This is a genomic window from Undibacterium sp. WLHG33 (assembly GCF_049544815.1).
In the GTDB taxonomy this organism is placed as follows: domain Bacteria; phylum Pseudomonadota; class Gammaproteobacteria; order Burkholderiales; family Burkholderiaceae_D; genus Undibacterium.
In genome coordinates this window covers 2,156,879-2,175,697 of the sequence record NZ_CP186697.1, presented here as the reverse complement: position 1 = coordinate 2,175,697, position 18,819 = coordinate 2,156,879, and the positions used below count along the sequence as shown (strand labels likewise).

Sequence of the window (18,819 nt, the reverse complement as noted above, 5' to 3'; positions counted from 1 at the left end):
TTTAACTTTAAATAATATATTTTAAGAAATTGCTTTAATTTCAATTCCTTGCATGGGCACACCAACCAAACCTGTTGTCGCATGCGACGATTCTGAACGTAAAATCATCGCATCATGTACCCACTCTAACTGGGTATGGTTTTCATTCGTGCCAACGGCGATTGCAGCGCAAACTGAGTAATCGCCTTTTGGCAAAATAGGCATCGTGAAACTAAACACAGCCTCTATTTCGTTACCGCCAGCAACACTCAGTGGTGCATCATGGTAAGTAAGATAGGTGTTATCGCCAAACAGAATCTGACCTAACTTATCCTTGATATAAAAGCCGATAATGGGGGAGAAAATATCCTGAGTCACAAACGCACTGATGTGCAATTGAACTGTTTCTCCACCGACAATCCAGCTTAGAGGGTTACCGTCTTCATCAAAAAATTCAACTGCACTGATTTTGGCTTCTTTTGTTCCAAAGCTGCTTGCATTTTGATCAAATTCAAAAACCTGAATGTCATTTCTTAAATTACTCTGATTAATCCAGGCTAAACGTGCATCTCTCTTCTCCTTCGGCGTTTTTGCGTCCTGAAGTACTGGGGGTATTGTAAGCATTTTGGTTGAGCTACTTTTTCCCTGCGCCACTTCATAGAATGCCTGCAAATAACGTTCAGACACCTCTTTTGCGGAACCACTTGCCTGTATTCGCCCTTTTTCCAGCCAAATAGCGCGTTGACATAAGTTTTTAACTGCTGCTGTATCATGACTTACAAACAATATGGTGCCGCTATTCATAAATTTACGCAAAAAACGCATACATTTTTGCGTGAAAAAAGCATCACCTACCGCCAATGCCTCATCAATTACTAATATGTCTGCATCCACATGAGCGATAACAGCAAAAGCAACACGTACATACATGCCGCTTGAATATGTTTTAACTGGTTGATCGATAAAGTCACCAATATCCGCAAATTCGACAATATCGTCAATCCGCTCATCGACCTCTTGTCTGCTCAATCCCAGCAACTGGCCGTTCATATAAATATTTTCCCGGCCAGAATATTCGGGATTAAAACCCGACCCAAGTTCCAATAAAGCCGCTACCCGGCCATTGACCTGCACTTCGCCTTGAGTAGGACTTAATGTTCCGCACAAAATTTGGAGTAAGGTACTTTTACCAGATCCGTTGCGACCAACAATACCGAAGGTTTCGCCTTTTTTTAAATCAAAACTAATATCTTCGAGCGCCCAATAGTGCCTGGAATATCTCTGCGCCCAGCCTGAAAGGCGATCTCTGATTTTTCGGCTGGGGCAGACCTTGGCAAGCAAACCGATTATTCCTTGTTTTAAACGGTCAATCGGTTGGTCGTAAATCTGATAACACTTACTCACCCCTCTGACACTGATAGCAAACTCAGATGACATCGGCAAATCCCCGGCGAATTTTTTGGAAACAGGCAAAACCCGCCCACGCTATACAAATTGATAAGCACAGGTACAAAAACCAATTAAACCAATCAGGCTGGTTTCCCCAGACCAGAATTTGGCGCGCCATCTCAATCGGAAAAACCATAGGATTCAAATTGGCAAGTGTCTGCCAATCCGCCGGTATTGCTGATAAAGGGAAAAAAACTGGTGAAAGAAACATCAAACCAGTAACAAAAATACCTATGGTCTGACCAACGTCACGCAGAAACACGCCAATAGCCGACAAAAACCAGCTCAATCCAAGACAAATCAGTGCCAGTGGAAAAATCACTGCGGGCAGAATTAATACGGTCCATGGAATCTGACCAAACACAATAAATTGAAATATCAGTAAAACGATAACACTGACCAGAAGATGAAATAACGCTGAACACAGATTAACGCAGGAGAGTATTTCTAGAGGAAAAACGATCTTCTTTACAAAATTAGGATTACTTAAAATCAGACCAGGAGCCCGATTAACAATCTCGGCAAATAAATTGAACATGATCATGCCTGCGAATAAAACGATGGCAAATTCGGTCTTTGATGTACTGGCAGCGGTCCACCTCGCCTTGAAAATCTCACTAAACACAAAAGTATAGATTGCCAGCATAAACACCGGCGTTAATAAAGACCAGAACACACCCAAAAACGAGCCTTTATACTTACCCAAAGCATCGCGCTTCGCCATATCTATAATCAGACGGCGATGCAACCAGAGAGATTTCAGTGCAAAAAACGGAGAAATTGGAAATTTAGTCATTAAGGTGTAAAGACGCGCTTTGAATAAAATGGCCTGATATTTTTCAAAACGCACGATTTTATAGGGTTCATTACTCAGATGATCGAATTTATCGAACAGGGTGCTTACCAAACACTAAACATACAAGAGAAGTTACATTTTCTTATTTAATTAGTGCTCTATTGGAATTATCAACACCACCAGATAATATGTACGAACATTTCGAGTAATTTAGAACATGAATTATACCTGTTCGCTCTTATAGAATGCTCCAAAGGGCATTGCAATCTTGTCACATACAGTACGATTGTCTTATACATGAGCCATATCGTCGGAATTCTCACATCAGTTTTTTCCAAAAAACTGGGTCTCATTTCTTAATTTTTAAAAATTTGATCGTCACAATATGACCAAAATCGTTTCGGCCAACTTAAACGGCGTGCGCTCTGCAGCAAAAAAAGGCTTTTTTGAATGGATGGAAAAGGAAAGCCCGGATCTTGTTTGTGTACAGGAATTAAAAGCACAGGCACCGGACATGACGACTGAGTTTCTGAATCCACACGGATATCACGGCCATTTTCACTACGCTGAGAAAAAGGGTTATTCAGGCGCAGGCGTGTACAGTAAGAAAAAACCGGATGCCGTGCACATCGGGTTCGGCAGTGCAGAATTTGACCCGGAAGGACGTTATGTGCGCTGTGATTTTGATGATATCTCTGTTATCTCGGTTTACTGCCCGTCCGGCTCTTCTTCACCGGAAAGACAGGAAGCAAAATTCCGCTTTATGGATGAATTTTTTCCACATCTGGCAACGCTGATGGCTGAAGGCAGGGAACTGGTGATTTGTGGCGACTGGAATATCGCCCACAAGGAAATTGATTTAAAAAACTGGAAAAGTAATCAGAAAAATTCCGGCTTTTTGCCAGAGGAACGTGCATGGCTAACACGCTTATTTGATGAGCAGGGCTGGATCGATGTTTATCGTCGTCTGCATCCCGATACAACAGGCGAGGCGTACACCTGGTGGAGCAATCGTGGTCAAGCCTGGGCGAATAACGTTGGTTGGCGGATTGACTATCATGTCGCAACACCGGGCATAGCAGCGAAAGCACAGAATGCTTCGATATACAAAGAACAGCGCTTTTCTGACCACTCACCCCTGATTATCAACTACGTTTAATTCGATAGTCTTAATAAAAATGCGGGTTTCCAAGCCATAATGACTGGGAACCCGCACGGATATTAGGAGAAGTGGTTTAAACTTCTCGCAACGCTCCTTTAGGTAGCCGTTCTACTAACGGCGTTGCACCCTATCCAGCTGCACATCGGTAATGCGATCACCGCGCTCGCGGATATACGATTCAAATGCATCCAGATCGCGCCCGATCAGCTGGCGATCCGTTCCCTGCTTCAGCACGCTGAAACCATCGCCGCCATCCGCCAGAAAATTATTCACGACCACCTTATATTGCTGCGTCGGATCAAGCGCTTTACCTTTGATCTTAACGTCGGTGATACGCTGCTCTGTCGCCGCTGCAGGATTCCAGACATAGCTGAGACCGTGCGAGACAAACAGTTTTTTCGGCTCCTCTGCAGGGCGTCCACCGGCCCATTGCTGCTGCAGTACCTGTAATAATTGCGCACCCGAAAGGGTAATTCGCACAACATTGTTCCCAAATGGCTGCACCGCATACAAGTCGCCAAACGTGACATTGACAGGCGCCTTCTGGCTGCCAGACGGTAAATCGCTGCGGATACCACCCGCATTCATCAGTGCAATATCAGCGCCACCATGATGCTGGGCGTAATGCAACTGTGCGTCGGCAATCATATTCCCTAACGCGCTGTCGAAACGACCAGCCTCACTGGAGCGCAACATGGGTTTGTCGATCGTGATCACAGGACGCTGGCGCATGGCTGCCGTTTGTGTCGCCACTTTGTCAACCAGCACCTGGGCGGTCGCATCTGCTTTAATCTGCTGCTGATCGATCAGATGATTCACAGCCACCGCATTCACTACCGCATTGGTATTACGGTCTATGGTCAGCGTGGATTCTGTCAGAAACGCACCATAGCTACGGCCTTGTACGAGCAGACGACCATCAATTTTGCACGTATAGCCTTGGTGAGTATGACCGGAGACCACCAACGATATGGCTTTATCGAGCTTTTTAGTGATGTCGATAATCGGTCCTTGCAGACCTTCACAGCGATAACTCGGATCGTTTTCCGCACCTTTGTAACTTGCGCCTTCATGAATCAATGCAACAATCGCATTCACCCCTTGCTTTTGTAACTCAGGCACATAACGATTAATGGATGCCGCCTCATCATCAAAACGCAGACGTTTGATCGCGTCACCAGCCACCAGATTAGGGACATCGGACGTCACCGCACCGATAAACCCGACCTTCACATCCCCGACCTGACGTATCACATAGGGTGTCAGCCACGGCGTATTACTGCCCTGCTCATACACATTAGCACCCAGATACGCATATTTAGCACCGTGAAAATCCGCATACGCGCAGCCGGAGGAAGCACATTCGCCTTTGATTTTACGCATCAAATCAGCCGTGCCGGAATCAAATTCGTGATTTCCGACTGCTGTCACCGTCAGGTCAAGCTGATTCAAGGCTTCGATCACTGGTTCATCTTTCAGCAATGCCGAACCCATAGGAGATGCCCCCATCAGATCACCACTCCCGACCAGGATGCTGGACGGCACCGCTGCGCGACGCTCTTTCAACTTCGCTGCCAGATAAGCGTAACCACCAGCTGGAACAGTTACCGTTTTACCCGGATTGGCATTATCCGACTTGCTTGCCAGGTAAGGCACAGGCTGATCGGATTGCAAATTACCATGAAAGTCATTGATACTGAAGATCGTGATGTTGCTGAGTCGTGCATTCTTGTCTGACGTTGTCGAGCAACCACCAATGACGACAAGAACTGCAAGACTGATGAGTTTGAATTTATTCATATATTTGCCACTATCAAATAAAAAGACCTGCAACAAAAAATCGTTGCAGGTCTGCATTGGTTTGCTTTGCTGTAAAAGCCCGATTACAGCAACTGCACATTCATGAGATTAGAAATCTGCAGAGAATGTAACAGATGTGAAGCGTGGAGCACCGAGGTAGTAGAACACAGTCTTCGCAGCCGCTGTGCCGTATGCCTGAGCATTTGTCACGTTGAAGCTGGACGGATTGCGGTATTTCTCATTTGTCAGGTTACTGATGCTGAGACGCACGGTTGGTTTTTTCAACCAGCTGGTGTTCGCGAACTGATAACCTGCATCCAAGCCAAGCAATGTGTAACTAGGTACCAATTCATCATTGGTCATTGTTGCCCATTGGCTGCCTGTGTATTTCGCTTTCAGACGTGCATACCATACTGCTGTTTCATACTGAGCACTCAGGCCTGCTTTCCAGGTTGGTGTCAGTGTCATTTCTTTACCTGCTGTTGGCAATACAGCTGTTTTGCTTACGGTCAGGTTGTCTTTGATTTCGCTCTTAGCGTAACCAACTGAGCTGTAGAAAGACCAGCCGTTGACTGGTGTATTACCCAGCTCAATTTCAAAACCATTAGTCTTTACTTTACCAACGCTAGTCAGACTGCTGGTATTGCTGACGACATCGTAAGCAGTTGCCTGACGATCACGGAAGTCAATAGAGTACACAGTCGCTTGCGCTGTCAGCTTATCGCTTTGGTGACGATAGCCAAGATCCAGATTTAACGAGGTTTCAGCTTTTACATCTACTGGCATCGTTGGCACACCGTTCACCAGAACGACGTTACCGGATGTCGCGTAAACAAAGTTTGGCGGTGCTTTCATGTTTTTCGCCAGACTTGCAAAGACCTGATTGTTATTATCGATCTGGTAGCGGGCACCCAGCTGTGGCAATACCTCAGAGTAGGATTTACTGATATTGTAACCAACACCAGCACCTTCATTTGCGTAGTTCGTGAAATCACGCTTCATCGTTGGTGCACGTACGCCAACGTTGACTTGCAATTTGTCGTTCAACAGGCTGATGGTGTCTTGTACAAAGAATTGATAGCCAGTACTGATAGTTTTCCAGTCACGGGATTGGTATGGCGTTCCGTCAGGACGGTTAATACGACCGTCTTTCAGCCAGATATCAACCGCATTACCGTTGGCATCCACTGCCACCATAGGTCCGAATTGCTCGTGTGTAGCACGTTCGTACCAGAAACCGGCTAACAACTGATGGTTGTCCACGTTATGAGTAACGGACGCTGTGATACCAGGGCGGTTTGTACGTGTCACGCTCGCATTCGCAACAATCACTTTATCCAGTGTATCGCCATCGCCATTCAGGTCAACGCCAGCTGTGTTTTTACCAGTTGCTGGATTCAGGAAACCTGCTTCAGAAACCAGTTTTTGCTGAACACCACCGTTACCGTAGCCATACCAGTAGTAAGGAATGACTTTCACATCTGTGTTTTCACCAATACGCATTTTTCCAGTGACAGAAGCAATCACGTTTTCAAACGGATTCTGTGTCAGCTTGTAGAAAGAGTCTGCGTTTGCCTGACTAGGATCGTTGTCAGCTTTACCTTTGGTCGGTGTCACATGACCAATGAACTTCGTGGAATAGTCATAGTAGTAACCGTTTTTGTTCAGATCAGCCAGCCTGAACGAACTGATATTCTGATTGATTGCGCGGTTATACAGTACAACGCCGCTGACGGAATTGAATTTATCAAAGTCTGTACGGAAACCGAAATCAACGTGATCACGTTTCGCGCCGCCTTCGCCTTTCCATTTGTCGGCCTGAGCATGAGAATAAGAAATAAACAGACGGGAACGGTTATCTGACAACATACCGGTGTCGTAACGCAGGTATGTTTTAGACAGATTCAGGCCGCCAACGGTCTGCATTACGCGGAAACGTTTTGTTTTAGACGGATCGCATGTTGTGATACCGAAGTTACCACCGGTCGCACCGATTTGTGGAGAATCAACGTCCGTAGAACCTTGTGTCACAAACTGTGTGCAAGTGTTTTCCTGATCGACGAATTCTTGTGGATAAACAGCGAAGTTACCTGAGTCATTGACAGGTACGCCATTGATTGTCGCACCGATCTGGTCGCTGTTAAAGCCACGCAGAGTCAGGCCACCGCCAAACAAACCAGTTGCGTCGTAGTTATAGCTATTGACCGCAGGCATCAGCTCCAGCGCTTCGTACGCGTTACCGGTAGGACGTTGTTTTGCCAGCTCTTCTGCAGTAATTGTACTGCGTGCTTTTGGCGCATTTTCCTGCACCATCAGACCCATACCGACTTTTTTGCCGGTAATAGTCACTTGTGTTGAGCTTGTTTGTTCGTTGCTGACTTCCTGTGCTTGCGCAGTGGAAATGCCCATACATGCCAGTTGGCATGCAATCGCGACCATCGACAAACGTGACGGAAACGCTGAAGGCTTCGTAGATTGTTTCATTGACTGCTCCCGGATCAAATTACGGTAAAAAAAATAAAAATTGCGCTGAATCCTGTTCATCATCTCAAGCATTTAACACCGCTTGATGACATCTCCATCACCACACTTTATCGCCAACCTGCTGGCTTTATAAAAAACTCAAGCTGCAAACCACCACATAAAAAGCCTGCCGGTGAGGCGGGCATGCATTTTTTATGCCTGATTTCAAAAAGCAATCGATTGCTAACGCTAAAAATCATAAATCAGCTGAGACGCAAACGATTGCTCTTGCGAACTTCAAAAAAAAGACGCTATATTCTGACGTCTATTTTTGTATAACACTGTTGATTTTTGTGCTGAATGAACAAGAAAAATTCGGATTAATCAGCGGTATATTGATATGTGAAAATAGTCTATCACATAATTTTTTCAACATTACAAAGTGTTACACCCAATTATGAAAGGACGATGACATCTTGGTTTTATATGCATGAAAATGTCACAAATGCACAACAGACGCGCTTTTTTTGGGCAAACATGCGTTCTTTGGGTGAAATTATGCTTGATTTTTATTTGCAAAATATTTTTGAAAGAAATTTTTCTTTCAAAATAGGGCAAACAAGGCTGTGACAAATTGCTTTTGCAGGAAGCTAGGGGTAAAAAACTGGCTCAATACCCTTGACGTTCGTCTGATACGGCGCTATCCCATTCAGAGAAATTCCTTTCGCCTTCGCATACAAAGGCATCACTTCCGGCAAATGACGACGAATTTCAGCAATTCTGTTCTGACCGGCGGGATGTGTGGACAGCCATTGCGGCGGTGCACCTTTATTCACCATCCCCATTTTTTGCCAAAGAGCAACACCGGCGCGAGGGTCATAGCCTGCGCGTGCAGCAATATCGAGGCCAACGATATCGGCTTCCGTTTCGTTATCGCGGGAAAATTTCAGCATGGTGACATTCGCGGCGCCACCTGCAATCGAGCCAGCGATATTCGGATCATACCCTTTGGCTCCGGCAAAAATCTCTACCCCTTTGACGAACAGATTGGCCGCACTCGACTTCACCATTCTTTCGGCGCCGTGTTCACGCAAGGCGTGCGCAATTTCGTGTCCCATCACGATCGCAACTTCGTCATCCGTGAGTTTCAGAGTATCCAAAATCCCGGAATAAAACGCGATCTTGCCGCCGGGCATGCAATAAGCATTGATTTGCTTGGACCCCAGCAAATTAATTTCCCACTTCCACTGCTTCGCCCGCTCATTCCATTTCAAAGAATAGGGAATCAGCTTATTGGCAATTGCTCGCAGACGTACTACCTGCGGATGATTATCAGGACCCAGCGCATGCTGCTTTTCCGCCTGTTGCATGGTTTGTGCATATTGCATTGCCGACTGATTTTCGAGTGAGCCAACCGGCGCAAGTTTACTTAAAAACGAATTTCCACCAATTTTCACGCCATCTTGCGGAGTGCCATTCTGTGCCAATACCGGGCCTGTTATCGCGAAAAAAGCAGCAGCCAGAAGTGTATGCAGTTTCATAATCTAAGCCAGTGAACAAGTTACCTGCAGAAATGGTACTCATACCCCCGGTTTTAAAGATACGGCAATAAAAAATGCTGTATGTCGCAGAAACCGGGTCATTAAACTACGCCTGACGCTTACGCAACCGAAAGACCGCGAGACTGCCGCGTAAGTTGGGCAGGAAGTGCACCGGTTGTCCCTCGTGCAGGGCAACACATTGCATCACTTCCAGACCGACTTCATTGGCCAGATCGGCAAAATCATAAATCGTTGCACAACGGACATTCGGTGTGTCATACCACTGATACGGCAAGGATTTCGATACCGGCATTTTTCCCAGCAATAATGCGGTACGGTGCGGCCAGTAGCCAAAATTCGGAAAAGAGACGATGGCTTCACGACCGACGCGGGCAATATCACGCAACAAAGGTTCCACATGTTTCATCATCTGTAACGACGATAAACACAACACGGTATCAAAAGCATTGTCATCAAACATGCCCAGACCATTTTCCATGTCTTGCTGTATCACATTAACGTGACGCTTCGCGCAGGCCAGCGTTTTGTCGTCCGCGATTTCGATACCATAACCACTGCATTGCTTATCGGTTTGCAGATAATCAAGCATGACCCCATCGCCGCAGCCTACATCCAGCACTTGTGAACGTGGCTGTATCCAGTCGGCAATAAATGCCAGATCGGGGCGCAACTGGTTTAATTCTGCAAAATTCATGCTGACACTCCTTTCAGTTCTGCCGCAATACGATCGAAATACGCGGCGACCAGATTCAGATAACGGGAATCGTCCAGCAGGAAAGCATCATGTCCGTGCGGCGCATCAATTTCGGCATAACTGACGGTACGTTTATTGCTGATTAAGGCTTTCACTATTTCACGGCTGCGCTCAGGTGCAAAACGCCAGTCGGTGGTGAATGATGCCAGTAAAAACTGTGCTTTGGTTGACGCCAGCGCTTTGGTCAGATCGCCACCGGTATGGCGGGCGGGGTCAAAATAATCCAGCGCTTTGGTGATCAGCAAATAGGTATTGGCATCAAAGTAATCTGAAAATTTATCGCCCTGATAGCGGAGATAAGATTCAATTTCAAAATCGACACCATAGCCAAACTGGTAGTCATCCGACCTCAGATCACGTCCGAATTTTTCGGCCATATCGTCATCCGACAAATACGTGATATGCCCTATCATCCGTGCCACCCGTAAGCCACGGCGCGGAACGACGCCATGTGCATAGAAATCACCACCGTGGAAATCCGGATCGGTCAGTATCGCCTGCCGCGCAACATCATTAAAGGCGATGTTCTGCGCCGACAGTTTGGGGGTCGATGCGATGACCACGCAGTTCCGCAAGCGATCCGGATACAGAATACTCCATGCCAGCGCCTGCATGCCACCCAGTGAGCCACCCATGACCGCAGCAAATTGCTGTATCCCCAGAACATCTGCCAGACGTGCCTGCGCGTTGACCCAGTCCTCTACGGTGACCACAGGAAAATCGGCACCATAGGGTTTGCCCGTAGCAGGGTTCGTATGCATGGGGCCAGTGGAACCGAAACAGGAACCAAGATTATTGACGCCGATGACAAAAAAACGGTTGGTATCCACAGGTTTGCCTGGGCCGACCATGTTGTCCCACCAGCCTATATTCTTGGGCTGGTCGGCGTAGTAACCTGCGACGTGATGAGATGCATTCAAGGCATGACAAATAAGGACGGCATTCGATTTGTCTGCATTTAAGCTGCCGTAGGTTTCTACCATCAAGGTATAACCGGCAATTGATGCGCCACTCTGTAAAGACAACGGTGCCTCAAAGTGAAACGCCTGTGGTGTCACAGCACCAACGGATCCAGGTAAGACTGACATACACTCTTCCATCGAGAAAATTCTCGTTCAAAAACTAAGGAAGGCTAAAAGAAGGGCTGAATGTGAAGGAAGGCAAGCTGCATTCAAGCTCGCTTTAGCCGTATTTATTGTCCGGAAGTTTTCCAGACCGCGCCCGCAAGCTGATTTTCAAATCGGCGCCTGTATTTCATTCCAATTCTGATTAAATAGGAGAACAAGGCGCGTGTCCGCAGACAGTGCTTCAGCACGGCAAGGGTACAGCAACGACGTTATCGTATTTAATGAGCTTTGGAATAAGTCGATAAGGATAACGAACTCCAGCTTCATCGTCAAACCAGTTCAGGATTCAGTGCAGCGTTTTGCCAAGCGCTTCCATATTGCTCAGAGTTTCCTGTATGACAGCAGAATCATAGCTGCGCAGAATCTTTTTCACGTATGGCTGCAAACTCTCAAACCGGGTATTCAGAATCGCCTGTTTAATCTCTGGCAACAAAGCAGCAGGCATGGATAATTCCCGGAACCCCATGCCGACCAATAAACGGGTCAGACGCAGATCACCCGCCATACCGCCACAAATTGACAGGGGAATCCCGGCTTTTTCTGCGGTACTGACGATCATCTGCAACAGCTGCAAAATCGCCGGATGCAAATCATCATACAAATGCGCAACTTCATGATCCGCGCGGTCAATTGCCAGCGTGTACTGAATCAGATCATTCGTGCCGACAGACAAAAAGTCGAGTTTTTTCACAAACATCGGCAACGCCAGCGCCGCTGCAGGAACTTCTATCATCGCGCCAACCGGAATGCTCGCATCAAACTCTTTCTTTTCTGCCGTCAGCTCTTTCTTGGCCTGCACGATCAGTTGCAAGGTCTGCTCAATTTCAAATCCATGCGCCATCATGGGAATCAGAATTTTCACCGGGCCAAATGCAGATGCGCGCAAAATGGCCCGTAATTGCGTCAGAAACAGCTGCGGCTCGGCCAGACAATAGCGTATCGCGCGCAAACCTAAGGCAGGATTGAGAATATTGTGTTCAGCCGCTTCCAGCGGTTTGTCTGCGCCGACGTCTAAGGTGCGGATGGTGACCGGACGGCCTTTCATGCCAAGTACTGCCTTACGATACGCATCAAACTGCTCTTCTTCGCTTGGCAACTGATGCTGTTCGCCACTGCGCTCCATAAACAGGAATTCGGAACGGAACAAGCCAACACCGCTGGCGCCCGCCTCAAGCGCCGATGCGGTATCGCCTGGTAACTCGATGTTTGCCAGCAGGGTGATTTCAACACCGTCCTGCGTCACCGCCGGTGTTTTTTTGAGCTTGGAAAGTTTTTTTCGTTGTTTAAGCAGCTGCGCCTGGCGTTCACGATATTGTTCCAGCACCATCGTCGGCGGCGCAACGATGACCACGCCGGCATCGCTGTCAATGATCAGCCAGTCGTCCTGCTCTATCAGTTGCGACGCGTTCCCCATGCCGACAACAGCGGGAATACCCAGACTGCGTGAAACGATGGCGGTATGCGAATTCTGCCCGCCTTCATCGGTGACGAATCCTGTGAAGGCGACATCGCGGAACTGCATCATATCTGCCGGAGAAATGTCTCTGGCGACCACCACCATGTTAGCGGTGCGTTCATCAATACCGTCGGAAGAAAGAACCTGACTTGAAGAGCCGGTCAGCACTTTCAACACCCGCTCGGCAACCTGCTGAATATCGGCTTTGCGTTCGCGCAGATAATCGTCTTCAATTTCATCGAACTGCGCCGACAGTTCCTCGACCTGCGTCACAAGTGCCCATTCGGCGTTGTAGTGACGAGTACGGATGATATCGAGCGGTGCTTCCGACACCATGGGGTCGGATAAAATCAGGGCATGGACATCGAGAAATGCTCCGAGCTCAGTCGGTGCATCCTGTGGCAATTCTGCCCAGATCTCCTGTAACTCGACGTGAACTTGCGCAATTGCGTCTTGCAGGCGCTGCACTTCCGCTTCAATTAATTCCTGCGCAACCAGATAGTGTTTCACATCCAGCGCGGCCGGACGCAGCAAATGCGCACGCCCTATCGCGATTCCGCGTGAAACCGGGATACCTTGCAATGTAAATGATGCCATGCCTTGTCCCTAATGTTCTAGATTGCCTTCATCCACTACGCCGGCAGGCAAATGAATGAAGACGACAACGCTGCAAGACCATCGCACCCGGAACGCTGCTTATGGTCTGAGCGGAAAGCCCCTTTTACTCGCCTTCACCAAATTTGTCGTTGATGAGGCCGACGATTGCGTCAAAGCATTCCTGCTCATCGGCACCATCGGTTTCCAGCATGATTTTGCTACCCTTGCCCGCTGCCAGCATCATCACACCCATGATGGATTTGCCATTGACACGACGACCATTGCGGGTCACCCAGACTTCACTCTTGAATTTACTTGCCAGTTGCGTAAATTTGGCCGATGCACGCGCATGCAGACCAAGTTTGTTCACAATTTCAATTTCTTGTTGGATCATGCTGTACTTTCAACTCTCTGATTCTCTGATTAATTCGGTGCCAGCCGGATACGGTTATCTATCCGCAGCGCGCCATTCTGTCCTCCTGCCAGCGCCATTTCGACGACCACATCCAGTGTGTCATTACGGTAAGTAATCGCCCGCAACAACATCGGCAGGCTGATACCGGCAATGGTGGCGACCTGATCCGGCTCGCCGAGCTGGCGACAGCAGTTCGATGGCGTTCCCCCAACGATATCCGTCATCACCAGCACGCCGGAACCGTCATTGAGACGCTCAACCGCTGCCAGCGCCAGACGGTGAACATCGTCCGTGTCCTGGTCGGCAATGACATCTATCGCCTCCAGACGTTCAGGCATACCGCGGAAAACATGGGCTGCCGCCTGGATAAATGCCGAGCCTAAAGGCGCGTGAGTCATTAACAGTATTCCAACCATAATTTCTCAAAATAGAGGGAGTATGTGTCAATTTACACTTAATCCCTTTGATTTTATAAGGGGGTTACAACATACCCCGGGGAGTATATTAATGCCCGGAAACTGCCGTTTCAAGCGCATCGATAAACATCGCAGCCACATCCACGCCTTTTTGCTGCGTAATTTCCTGGAAACAGGTTGGGCTGGTCACGTTGACCTCGGTCAGGCAATCGCCAATGACGTCTAATCCTACCAGCAACAAGCCTCTTTGATAAAGCTGCGGCGCCAAAGTCTGCGCAATCTCAAGATCGCGTGCCGACAATTCCTGCGCCACGCCAACCCCACCCGCGGCCAGATTGCCACGCACTTCGCCATTTTGCGGGATCCGCGCCAGCGCATAGGGCACGACCTTGCCACCGATGAGCAAAATACGTTTGTCACCATTGACGATCTCGGGGATATAACGCTGGATCATGATGGTACGGCTGCCGTTGAGCGTCAGGGTTTCGATCACGGAGCCCAGATTCATGCCGTCGGCACGAATCCGGAAAATGCCGGCACCACCCATGCCATCAAGCGGCTTCAGAATGATGTCCTCATGTTCGCGGTGAAAAGCACGGATACGCTGCTCATCGCGCGTCACCAGCGTCGGTGCGGTGAACTGACTGAATTGCGCAATGCTCAGTTTTTCGTTGTGATTACGTATCGCCGCCGGCTTATTGAAAACGCGTGCGCCCTGCTGTTCTGCCATTTCCAGCAAATAGGTCGCGTAGATATATTCCATATCAAACGGCGGGTCTTTGCGTTGCAATACCGCGTCAAAGGCGCTCAGCGGCAACGCTTCCGGCGCATCAGCGCGATACCAGTCTTCACTGTCACCGGTCAGCGTGATTTTGCTGATGCTGGCAATGACTTTGCCACCTTCCAGCGCCATGTCTGCCGGACCGAACGCATACACCGTATAACCACGTCTGACTGCTTCGCGCATCATCGCGAAAGTGGAATCTTTATAAGTCTTGAATTGCGACAGCGGGTCAGTCAGAAAGGCGATTTTCATGATAATTTTTTTGAAAATGACGGTACACCGGGAGTAAGCCGGCATGCCGGTTAATAAACTTCAGGATCAGGATCCGTTTTTTCCAGTTCCAGTGAGGCAGCCAGTAATGCCAGCCGCGCCACCACACCATACATGTAAAAACGATTCGGCGCTGCCGTGCCGGGTTTTGCCTTCATATCCGGCACCGCATGTTGCTGCGCAAATGCCAGCGGTACAAACTGCATTCCCGGGGCGTTCAGGTTTTCGTCAGTACCGCGCTCTTCATTCACACGGTAAAAGCCGCCGACGACATAGCGATCGATCATATAGACGACCGGTTCAGCGACGGAATCTTTGATCTGCTCAAAGGTGTAAACCCCCTCCTGCACGATCACATCCGTCACGGCAATCCCGTCTTTATTGACGGACATTTTGTTGCGCTGTTTACGGTTCAGCTCACGCACTTCGTCGGAATGATGCACCGTCATGATGCCCATGCCATAGGTTCCGGCATCCGCCTTGACGATCACGAACGGTTTTTCTTTAATGCCGTACTCTTTGTATTTCTTACGGATTTTCGCCAGTATCGTATCGACCGCGGCCACCAGCGCATCTTCCCCTGTGCCATCGTCAAAATTAATGCCGTTAACTTTGGTGAAAAACGGATTAAGCATCCACGGGTCAATATCGACCAGCTTGGCAAATTTTTTCACGACTTCATCATACGATGAAAAATGATTGCTCTTGCGGCGCACAGACCAGCCCGCATGCAATGGCGGCAGCAGTGTCTGTTCATTCAGTTCTTCGAGTATGGCCGGTATGCCTGCCGACAAATCGTTATTGAGAACAATCGTGCAGGGATCAAAATTTTTCAGCACCAGACGTCGGCCATTTTCCGAACGCTCCAGCGGTTCAAGTATCAGCTGACTACCATCCGGCAGATCAATCGGCGTCGGCTCGGTGATGTCGGCTGATAAAGAACCGAGGCGCACGTTCAGACCAGTCTGACGGAAAATCTGCATCAGGCGGGCAATGTTTTGCAGATAAAAGGGATGACGTGTATTGGTTTCCGGGATCAGCAGCAGGTTTTTAGCATCCGGGCAATATTTCTCTATCGCCGCCATCGCTGCCTGCACGGACAAGGGTAACATTTCTGTCGCCAGATTATTGAAGCCACCGGGGAACAGATTGGTATCCACGGGCGCTAATTTAAACCCCGCATTGCGTAAATCGACGGAACAATAAAATGGCGGAGTGTGTTCCTGCCACTCGAGGCGGAACCAGCGCTCAATGGCAGGCGTAGCCTCCAGAATTTTCTTTTCGAGATCGTGCAGTGGCCCGTTGAGAGCCGTGACAAGATGCGGAACCATAGTGACCTTTTTGATAAGCTGCCTGAGTCACCGGCAACTTTCGCCAATATCAGGGCAGCGTGCCGGCTTTTTTTAAGACTCTCTTAGATTGGGATGAAACGAAAAGAATCAAGTCAAGCCTGTGAATATCCCTACGGAATTCAGGATGATTTTGTCAGCAGGCTGAAATGTTCGACGGTTGGTGGCGCCGCAAAAAACGGACCGACAATCGCGCGCCATTGCAAAAAGGCAGGCGACTCACGGAAGTCAACGGTGTGATTTTCCAGTGTTTCCCAAAAAATCATGAGGACATAGCGTTCCGGTGACTCTATTCCCTTATTCACTTTAAAACCGCGGAAACCTTTGGCTTTAGAGATGACTTCATCCAGCCCGCGCTGAATCGCGGCGTCAAATTGTTCTTGTTGTCCTGGATGAATACGGATGTCGGCAAGTTCGAGAATCATGTTTGGCTCTTTAAAATGGAATGTCTGAAATATCTGTTGCGTGTTCTATTATGGCACCAATCGGGCGTAAATCAGACCAGCCCCCGCTCACTCAATTCCCGCTTCACATAGGCGTAAAACACTGGCGCAGCGACCACACCCGGCACCCCGAACAGGGTTTCCATCACCAGTATGGCCGTCAGCAGCTCCCAGGCCCGCGCATTGACTTGCTCTCCGATGATGCGGGCATTGAGGAAATATTCAGCTTTATGAATCACGATCATAAAAACCAGTGAAGCAATTGCCATATTCAGCGAGTGCGATAAAGCAACAATCACGATCACAGAATTAGAAATGATATTGCCGGCAACAGGAATCAGACCTGCCAGAAAAGTAATCGCAATCATGGTTTTGGTCAGTGGCAGATGCACACCGGCTAACGGAAGAATGACGAGCAGATAAATCGCTGTCAATACGGTGTTGATCAGAGAGATTTTGAATTGCGCAAAGACGATTTTATGGAAAATCTGCGCAAAGACGGCAACGCGCTGATGTAAGGCAGCAGCAAACGGTTTGTGGTTAGTGTCGCCACTGGCATCGCGCAAGGCTACCATGCTGCCGATAACCATCCCCAGCAATAAATGTACGATCAGGTGGCCTGCTTCCGGCACCAGCAACTTTGCTTCCCCCGCGTGCTCCCGCAACCAGTGTGTGATCATCGTCTGTAACGCATCAACATCTTCCGGAATATTGGCACTCATCCACTGCGGTACCTGGCTGCGCGATGATTCCAGAATATCAGCCAGTCTTTGCAGCAGATTATGCAAATTCCCTGCATCACTGCGCAAAAACACATGACAACCCCAGGTTGCTAAAAGCAAACTGATGATTAAAATGGCAGACAATAAAGCCACTGCAATCATGCGCGGCTGTCGATGACTGAGCCTGTGTGCAATCATTGGTGTCAGCATGTGTACCAGCGAGTACACCAGCAAGCCGGAAAATAAGGCTAGCAATAAGCCCGCTTTCAACACTAAAAATAAACCGACTGCCGCCACGATATACGATGCATACACTGAAGCACTTAGTTTGGGAGTTACCATCACGCGAGTTCCTTTTTATAAGAGATGGCCAGTTGCCATCATCAACATCAGACAGTGATCAGCCCCGTGAGTCAGACAACCAACAACCTGATGCTGTTACAGCCACAATACGCGCACATTTAACCATAATGCAGGCAAATACATCGACGGTAAAAACAGGGATATTTGATCGGCGTTGATTATCAGCCCGGCGACATCCTTTGCAGCGGCGGCACAGGCGATCTGGCGAGTAGCGGCAGTCTGTGGCAAAGTTCAGAAACATGGCTGAAACATAGATTTACATCTTTCTTGTCGTCCGTATCGGAACCTGAAGCGTTAAATGAGGACTAAACTGAATTGATGGTCACTTGCATCGAGGTAAATATGACATTCACACAGAAACAACTCTCCGCTGCCGCTGCTGTGCTGGCGCTCACCAGCGTCGGTTCGATCGCACAGGCTGCAGATTTTGAGGATTATGCACGCGTCATCAACGTCACCCCACAAGTCGAGCAAGTCAATATGCCGCGTCAGGAATGCCGGACTGAATACGAGACTATCCAGCGTCCGCAAGAACGCAGTAATTCGGGCGGCATCATTGGTGGTATCGCCGGCGGTCTGCTCGGCAGTCAGGTTGGTGGCGGTAATGGCCGGATCGCAGCAGCAGCAGCTGGTGCGCTGACCGGCGCTATCGTCGGCGACCGTATGGACAATAATGGCTACAATGGTCAGCAAGGCTACGATAGTCGTCCGGTTCGTCAATGCAGAACCGTTGACAACTGGCAGACCCGCAACAATGGCTATGCGGTCACTTATGAGTACAACGGCCGCACTTATACCTCGGTCATGCCTTATGATCCGGGTTCACGTCTGCGCTTACATGTTTCGCTGACACCTCGTCCTTAAGAATTGATCAGAAACGGCTAAATACCGTTGCTTGAATACAAAATGCCG

17 protein-coding genes are annotated in these 18,819 nt (G+C 48.6%); 3 read left to right on the top strand and 14 right to left on the bottom strand.

The window, feature by feature from the left end; genetic code table 11:
• Nucleotides 1-21: 21 nt before the first annotated feature.
• Together ACOTSW_RS09955 and ACOTSW_RS09950 are read right to left on the bottom strand one after the other, a co-directional pair.
• A complete protein-coding gene (locus tag ACOTSW_RS09955; RefSeq protein ID WP_423678921.1) occupies nucleotides 22-1,416 on the bottom strand; it encodes an ABC transporter ATP-binding protein in 1,395 nt (464 codons plus the stop codon).
• Entirely contained in the window at nucleotides 1,406-2,224 is an 819-nt protein-coding gene (locus ACOTSW_RS09950) for an ABC transporter permease (protein WP_423682291.1), read from the bottom strand. Before ACOTSW_RS09950 ends, ACOTSW_RS09955 begins: the two co-directional genes overlap by 11 nt.
• Before the next feature lie 385 nt (nucleotides 2,225-2,609).
• Between ACOTSW_RS09950 and ACOTSW_RS09945 the strand changes: the two genes are divergently transcribed.
• Complete coding sequence (locus tag ACOTSW_RS09945) at nucleotides 2,610-3,383, top strand: exodeoxyribonuclease III (RefSeq protein WP_423678920.1); 774 nt, start codon at nucleotides 2,610-2,612, stop codon at nucleotides 3,381-3,383.
• Nucleotides 3,384-3,497: 114 nt separating this feature from the next.
• Here ACOTSW_RS09945 and ACOTSW_RS09940 read toward each other — a convergent pair whose 3' ends face one another.
• Nucleotides 3,498-5,186, bottom strand: a complete 1,689-nt coding sequence (locus ACOTSW_RS09940) for a bifunctional metallophosphatase/5'-nucleotidase (protein ID WP_423678919.1) — start codon at nucleotides 5,184-5,186, stop codon at nucleotides 3,498-3,500.
• A gap of 108 nt (nucleotides 5,187-5,294) precedes the next feature.
• On the bottom strand, nucleotides 5,295-7,670 hold the full coding sequence (locus ACOTSW_RS09935) for a TonB-dependent receptor (protein WP_423678918.1): 2,376 nt from the start codon (nucleotides 7,668-7,670) through the stop codon (nucleotides 5,295-5,297).
• Nucleotides 7,671-8,117: 447 nt separating this feature from the next.
• Here ACOTSW_RS09935 and ACOTSW_RS09930 point away from each other — a divergent pair, with 447 nt between their 5' ends.
• Nucleotides 8,118-8,279 (top strand): hypothetical protein, encoded by a 162-nt coding sequence (locus ACOTSW_RS09930; protein WP_423678917.1) that lies wholly within the window; start codon nucleotides 8,118-8,120, stop codon nucleotides 8,277-8,279.
• 20 nt (nucleotides 8,280-8,299) lie between these two features.
• Here the strand turns inward: ACOTSW_RS09930 and ACOTSW_RS09925 are convergent, their stop codons facing one another.
• From ACOTSW_RS09925 to ACOTSW_RS09880, 10 genes are all read right to left on the bottom strand, one after another.
• Nucleotides 8,300-9,190, bottom strand: coding sequence for a M48 family metallopeptidase (locus tag ACOTSW_RS09925; protein WP_423678916.1), 891 nt, complete (start codon nucleotides 9,188-9,190; stop codon nucleotides 8,300-8,302).
• A gap of 106 nt (nucleotides 9,191-9,296) precedes the next feature.
• A complete protein-coding gene (gene metW, locus ACOTSW_RS09920; RefSeq protein WP_423678915.1) occupies nucleotides 9,297-9,905 on the bottom strand; it encodes a methionine biosynthesis protein MetW in 609 nt (202 codons plus the stop codon).
• Nucleotides 9,902-11,053 carry a homoserine O-succinyltransferase MetX gene (gene metX / locus ACOTSW_RS09915; protein WP_423678914.1) on the bottom strand — a complete coding sequence of 384 codons (1,152 nt, stop codon included), beginning with the start codon at nucleotides 11,051-11,053 and terminating at the stop codon, nucleotides 9,902-9,904. The genes metW and metX overlap by 4 nt, the downstream gene beginning before the upstream one ends.
• Before the next feature lie 325 nt (nucleotides 11,054-11,378).
• Nucleotides 11,379-13,145 (bottom strand): phosphoenolpyruvate--protein phosphotransferase, encoded by a 1,767-nt coding sequence (ptsP, locus tag ACOTSW_RS09910; protein WP_423678913.1) that lies wholly within the window; start codon nucleotides 13,143-13,145, stop codon nucleotides 11,379-11,381.
• A gap of 124 nt (nucleotides 13,146-13,269) precedes the next feature.
• Nucleotides 13,270-13,539: an HPr family phosphocarrier protein gene (locus tag ACOTSW_RS09905; protein WP_423678912.1), complete on the bottom strand. Its 270-nt coding sequence runs from the start codon at nucleotides 13,537-13,539 to the stop codon at nucleotides 13,270-13,272.
• A gap of 29 nt (nucleotides 13,540-13,568) precedes the next feature.
• Entirely contained in the window at nucleotides 13,569-13,976 is a 408-nt protein-coding gene (locus tag ACOTSW_RS09900) for a PTS sugar transporter subunit IIA (protein ID WP_423678911.1), read from the bottom strand.
• A gap of 88 nt (nucleotides 13,977-14,064) precedes the next feature.
• Entirely contained in the window at nucleotides 14,065-15,012 is a 948-nt protein-coding gene (gshB, locus tag ACOTSW_RS09895; RefSeq protein ID WP_423678910.1) for a glutathione synthase, read from the bottom strand.
• 50 nt (nucleotides 15,013-15,062) lie between these two features.
• The gene (gene gshA, locus ACOTSW_RS09890) at nucleotides 15,063-16,361 is read right to left on the bottom strand and encodes a glutamate--cysteine ligase (protein ID WP_423678909.1); all 1,299 of its coding nucleotides are present in this window, start codon (nucleotides 16,359-16,361) and stop codon (nucleotides 15,063-15,065) included.
• Between the two features lie 140 nt (nucleotides 16,362-16,501).
• A complete protein-coding gene (locus tag ACOTSW_RS09885) occupies nucleotides 16,502-16,804 on the bottom strand; it encodes an antibiotic biosynthesis monooxygenase family protein (RefSeq protein WP_423678908.1) in 303 nt (100 codons plus the stop codon).
• Nucleotides 16,805-16,875: 71 nt separating this feature from the next.
• Nucleotides 16,876-17,886, bottom strand: a complete 1,011-nt coding sequence (locus ACOTSW_RS09880) for an AI-2E family transporter (RefSeq protein ID WP_423678907.1) — start codon at nucleotides 17,884-17,886, stop codon at nucleotides 16,876-16,878.
• A gap of 363 nt (nucleotides 17,887-18,249) precedes the next feature.
• On the opposite strand from ACOTSW_RS09880, the gene ACOTSW_RS09875 reads away from it, so the two are divergent.
• Nucleotides 18,250-18,771, top strand: a complete 522-nt coding sequence (locus ACOTSW_RS09875; protein ID WP_423678906.1) for a glycine zipper 2TM domain-containing protein — start codon at nucleotides 18,250-18,252, stop codon at nucleotides 18,769-18,771.
• The last annotated feature ends 48 nt before the right edge of the window (nucleotides 18,772-18,819 follow it).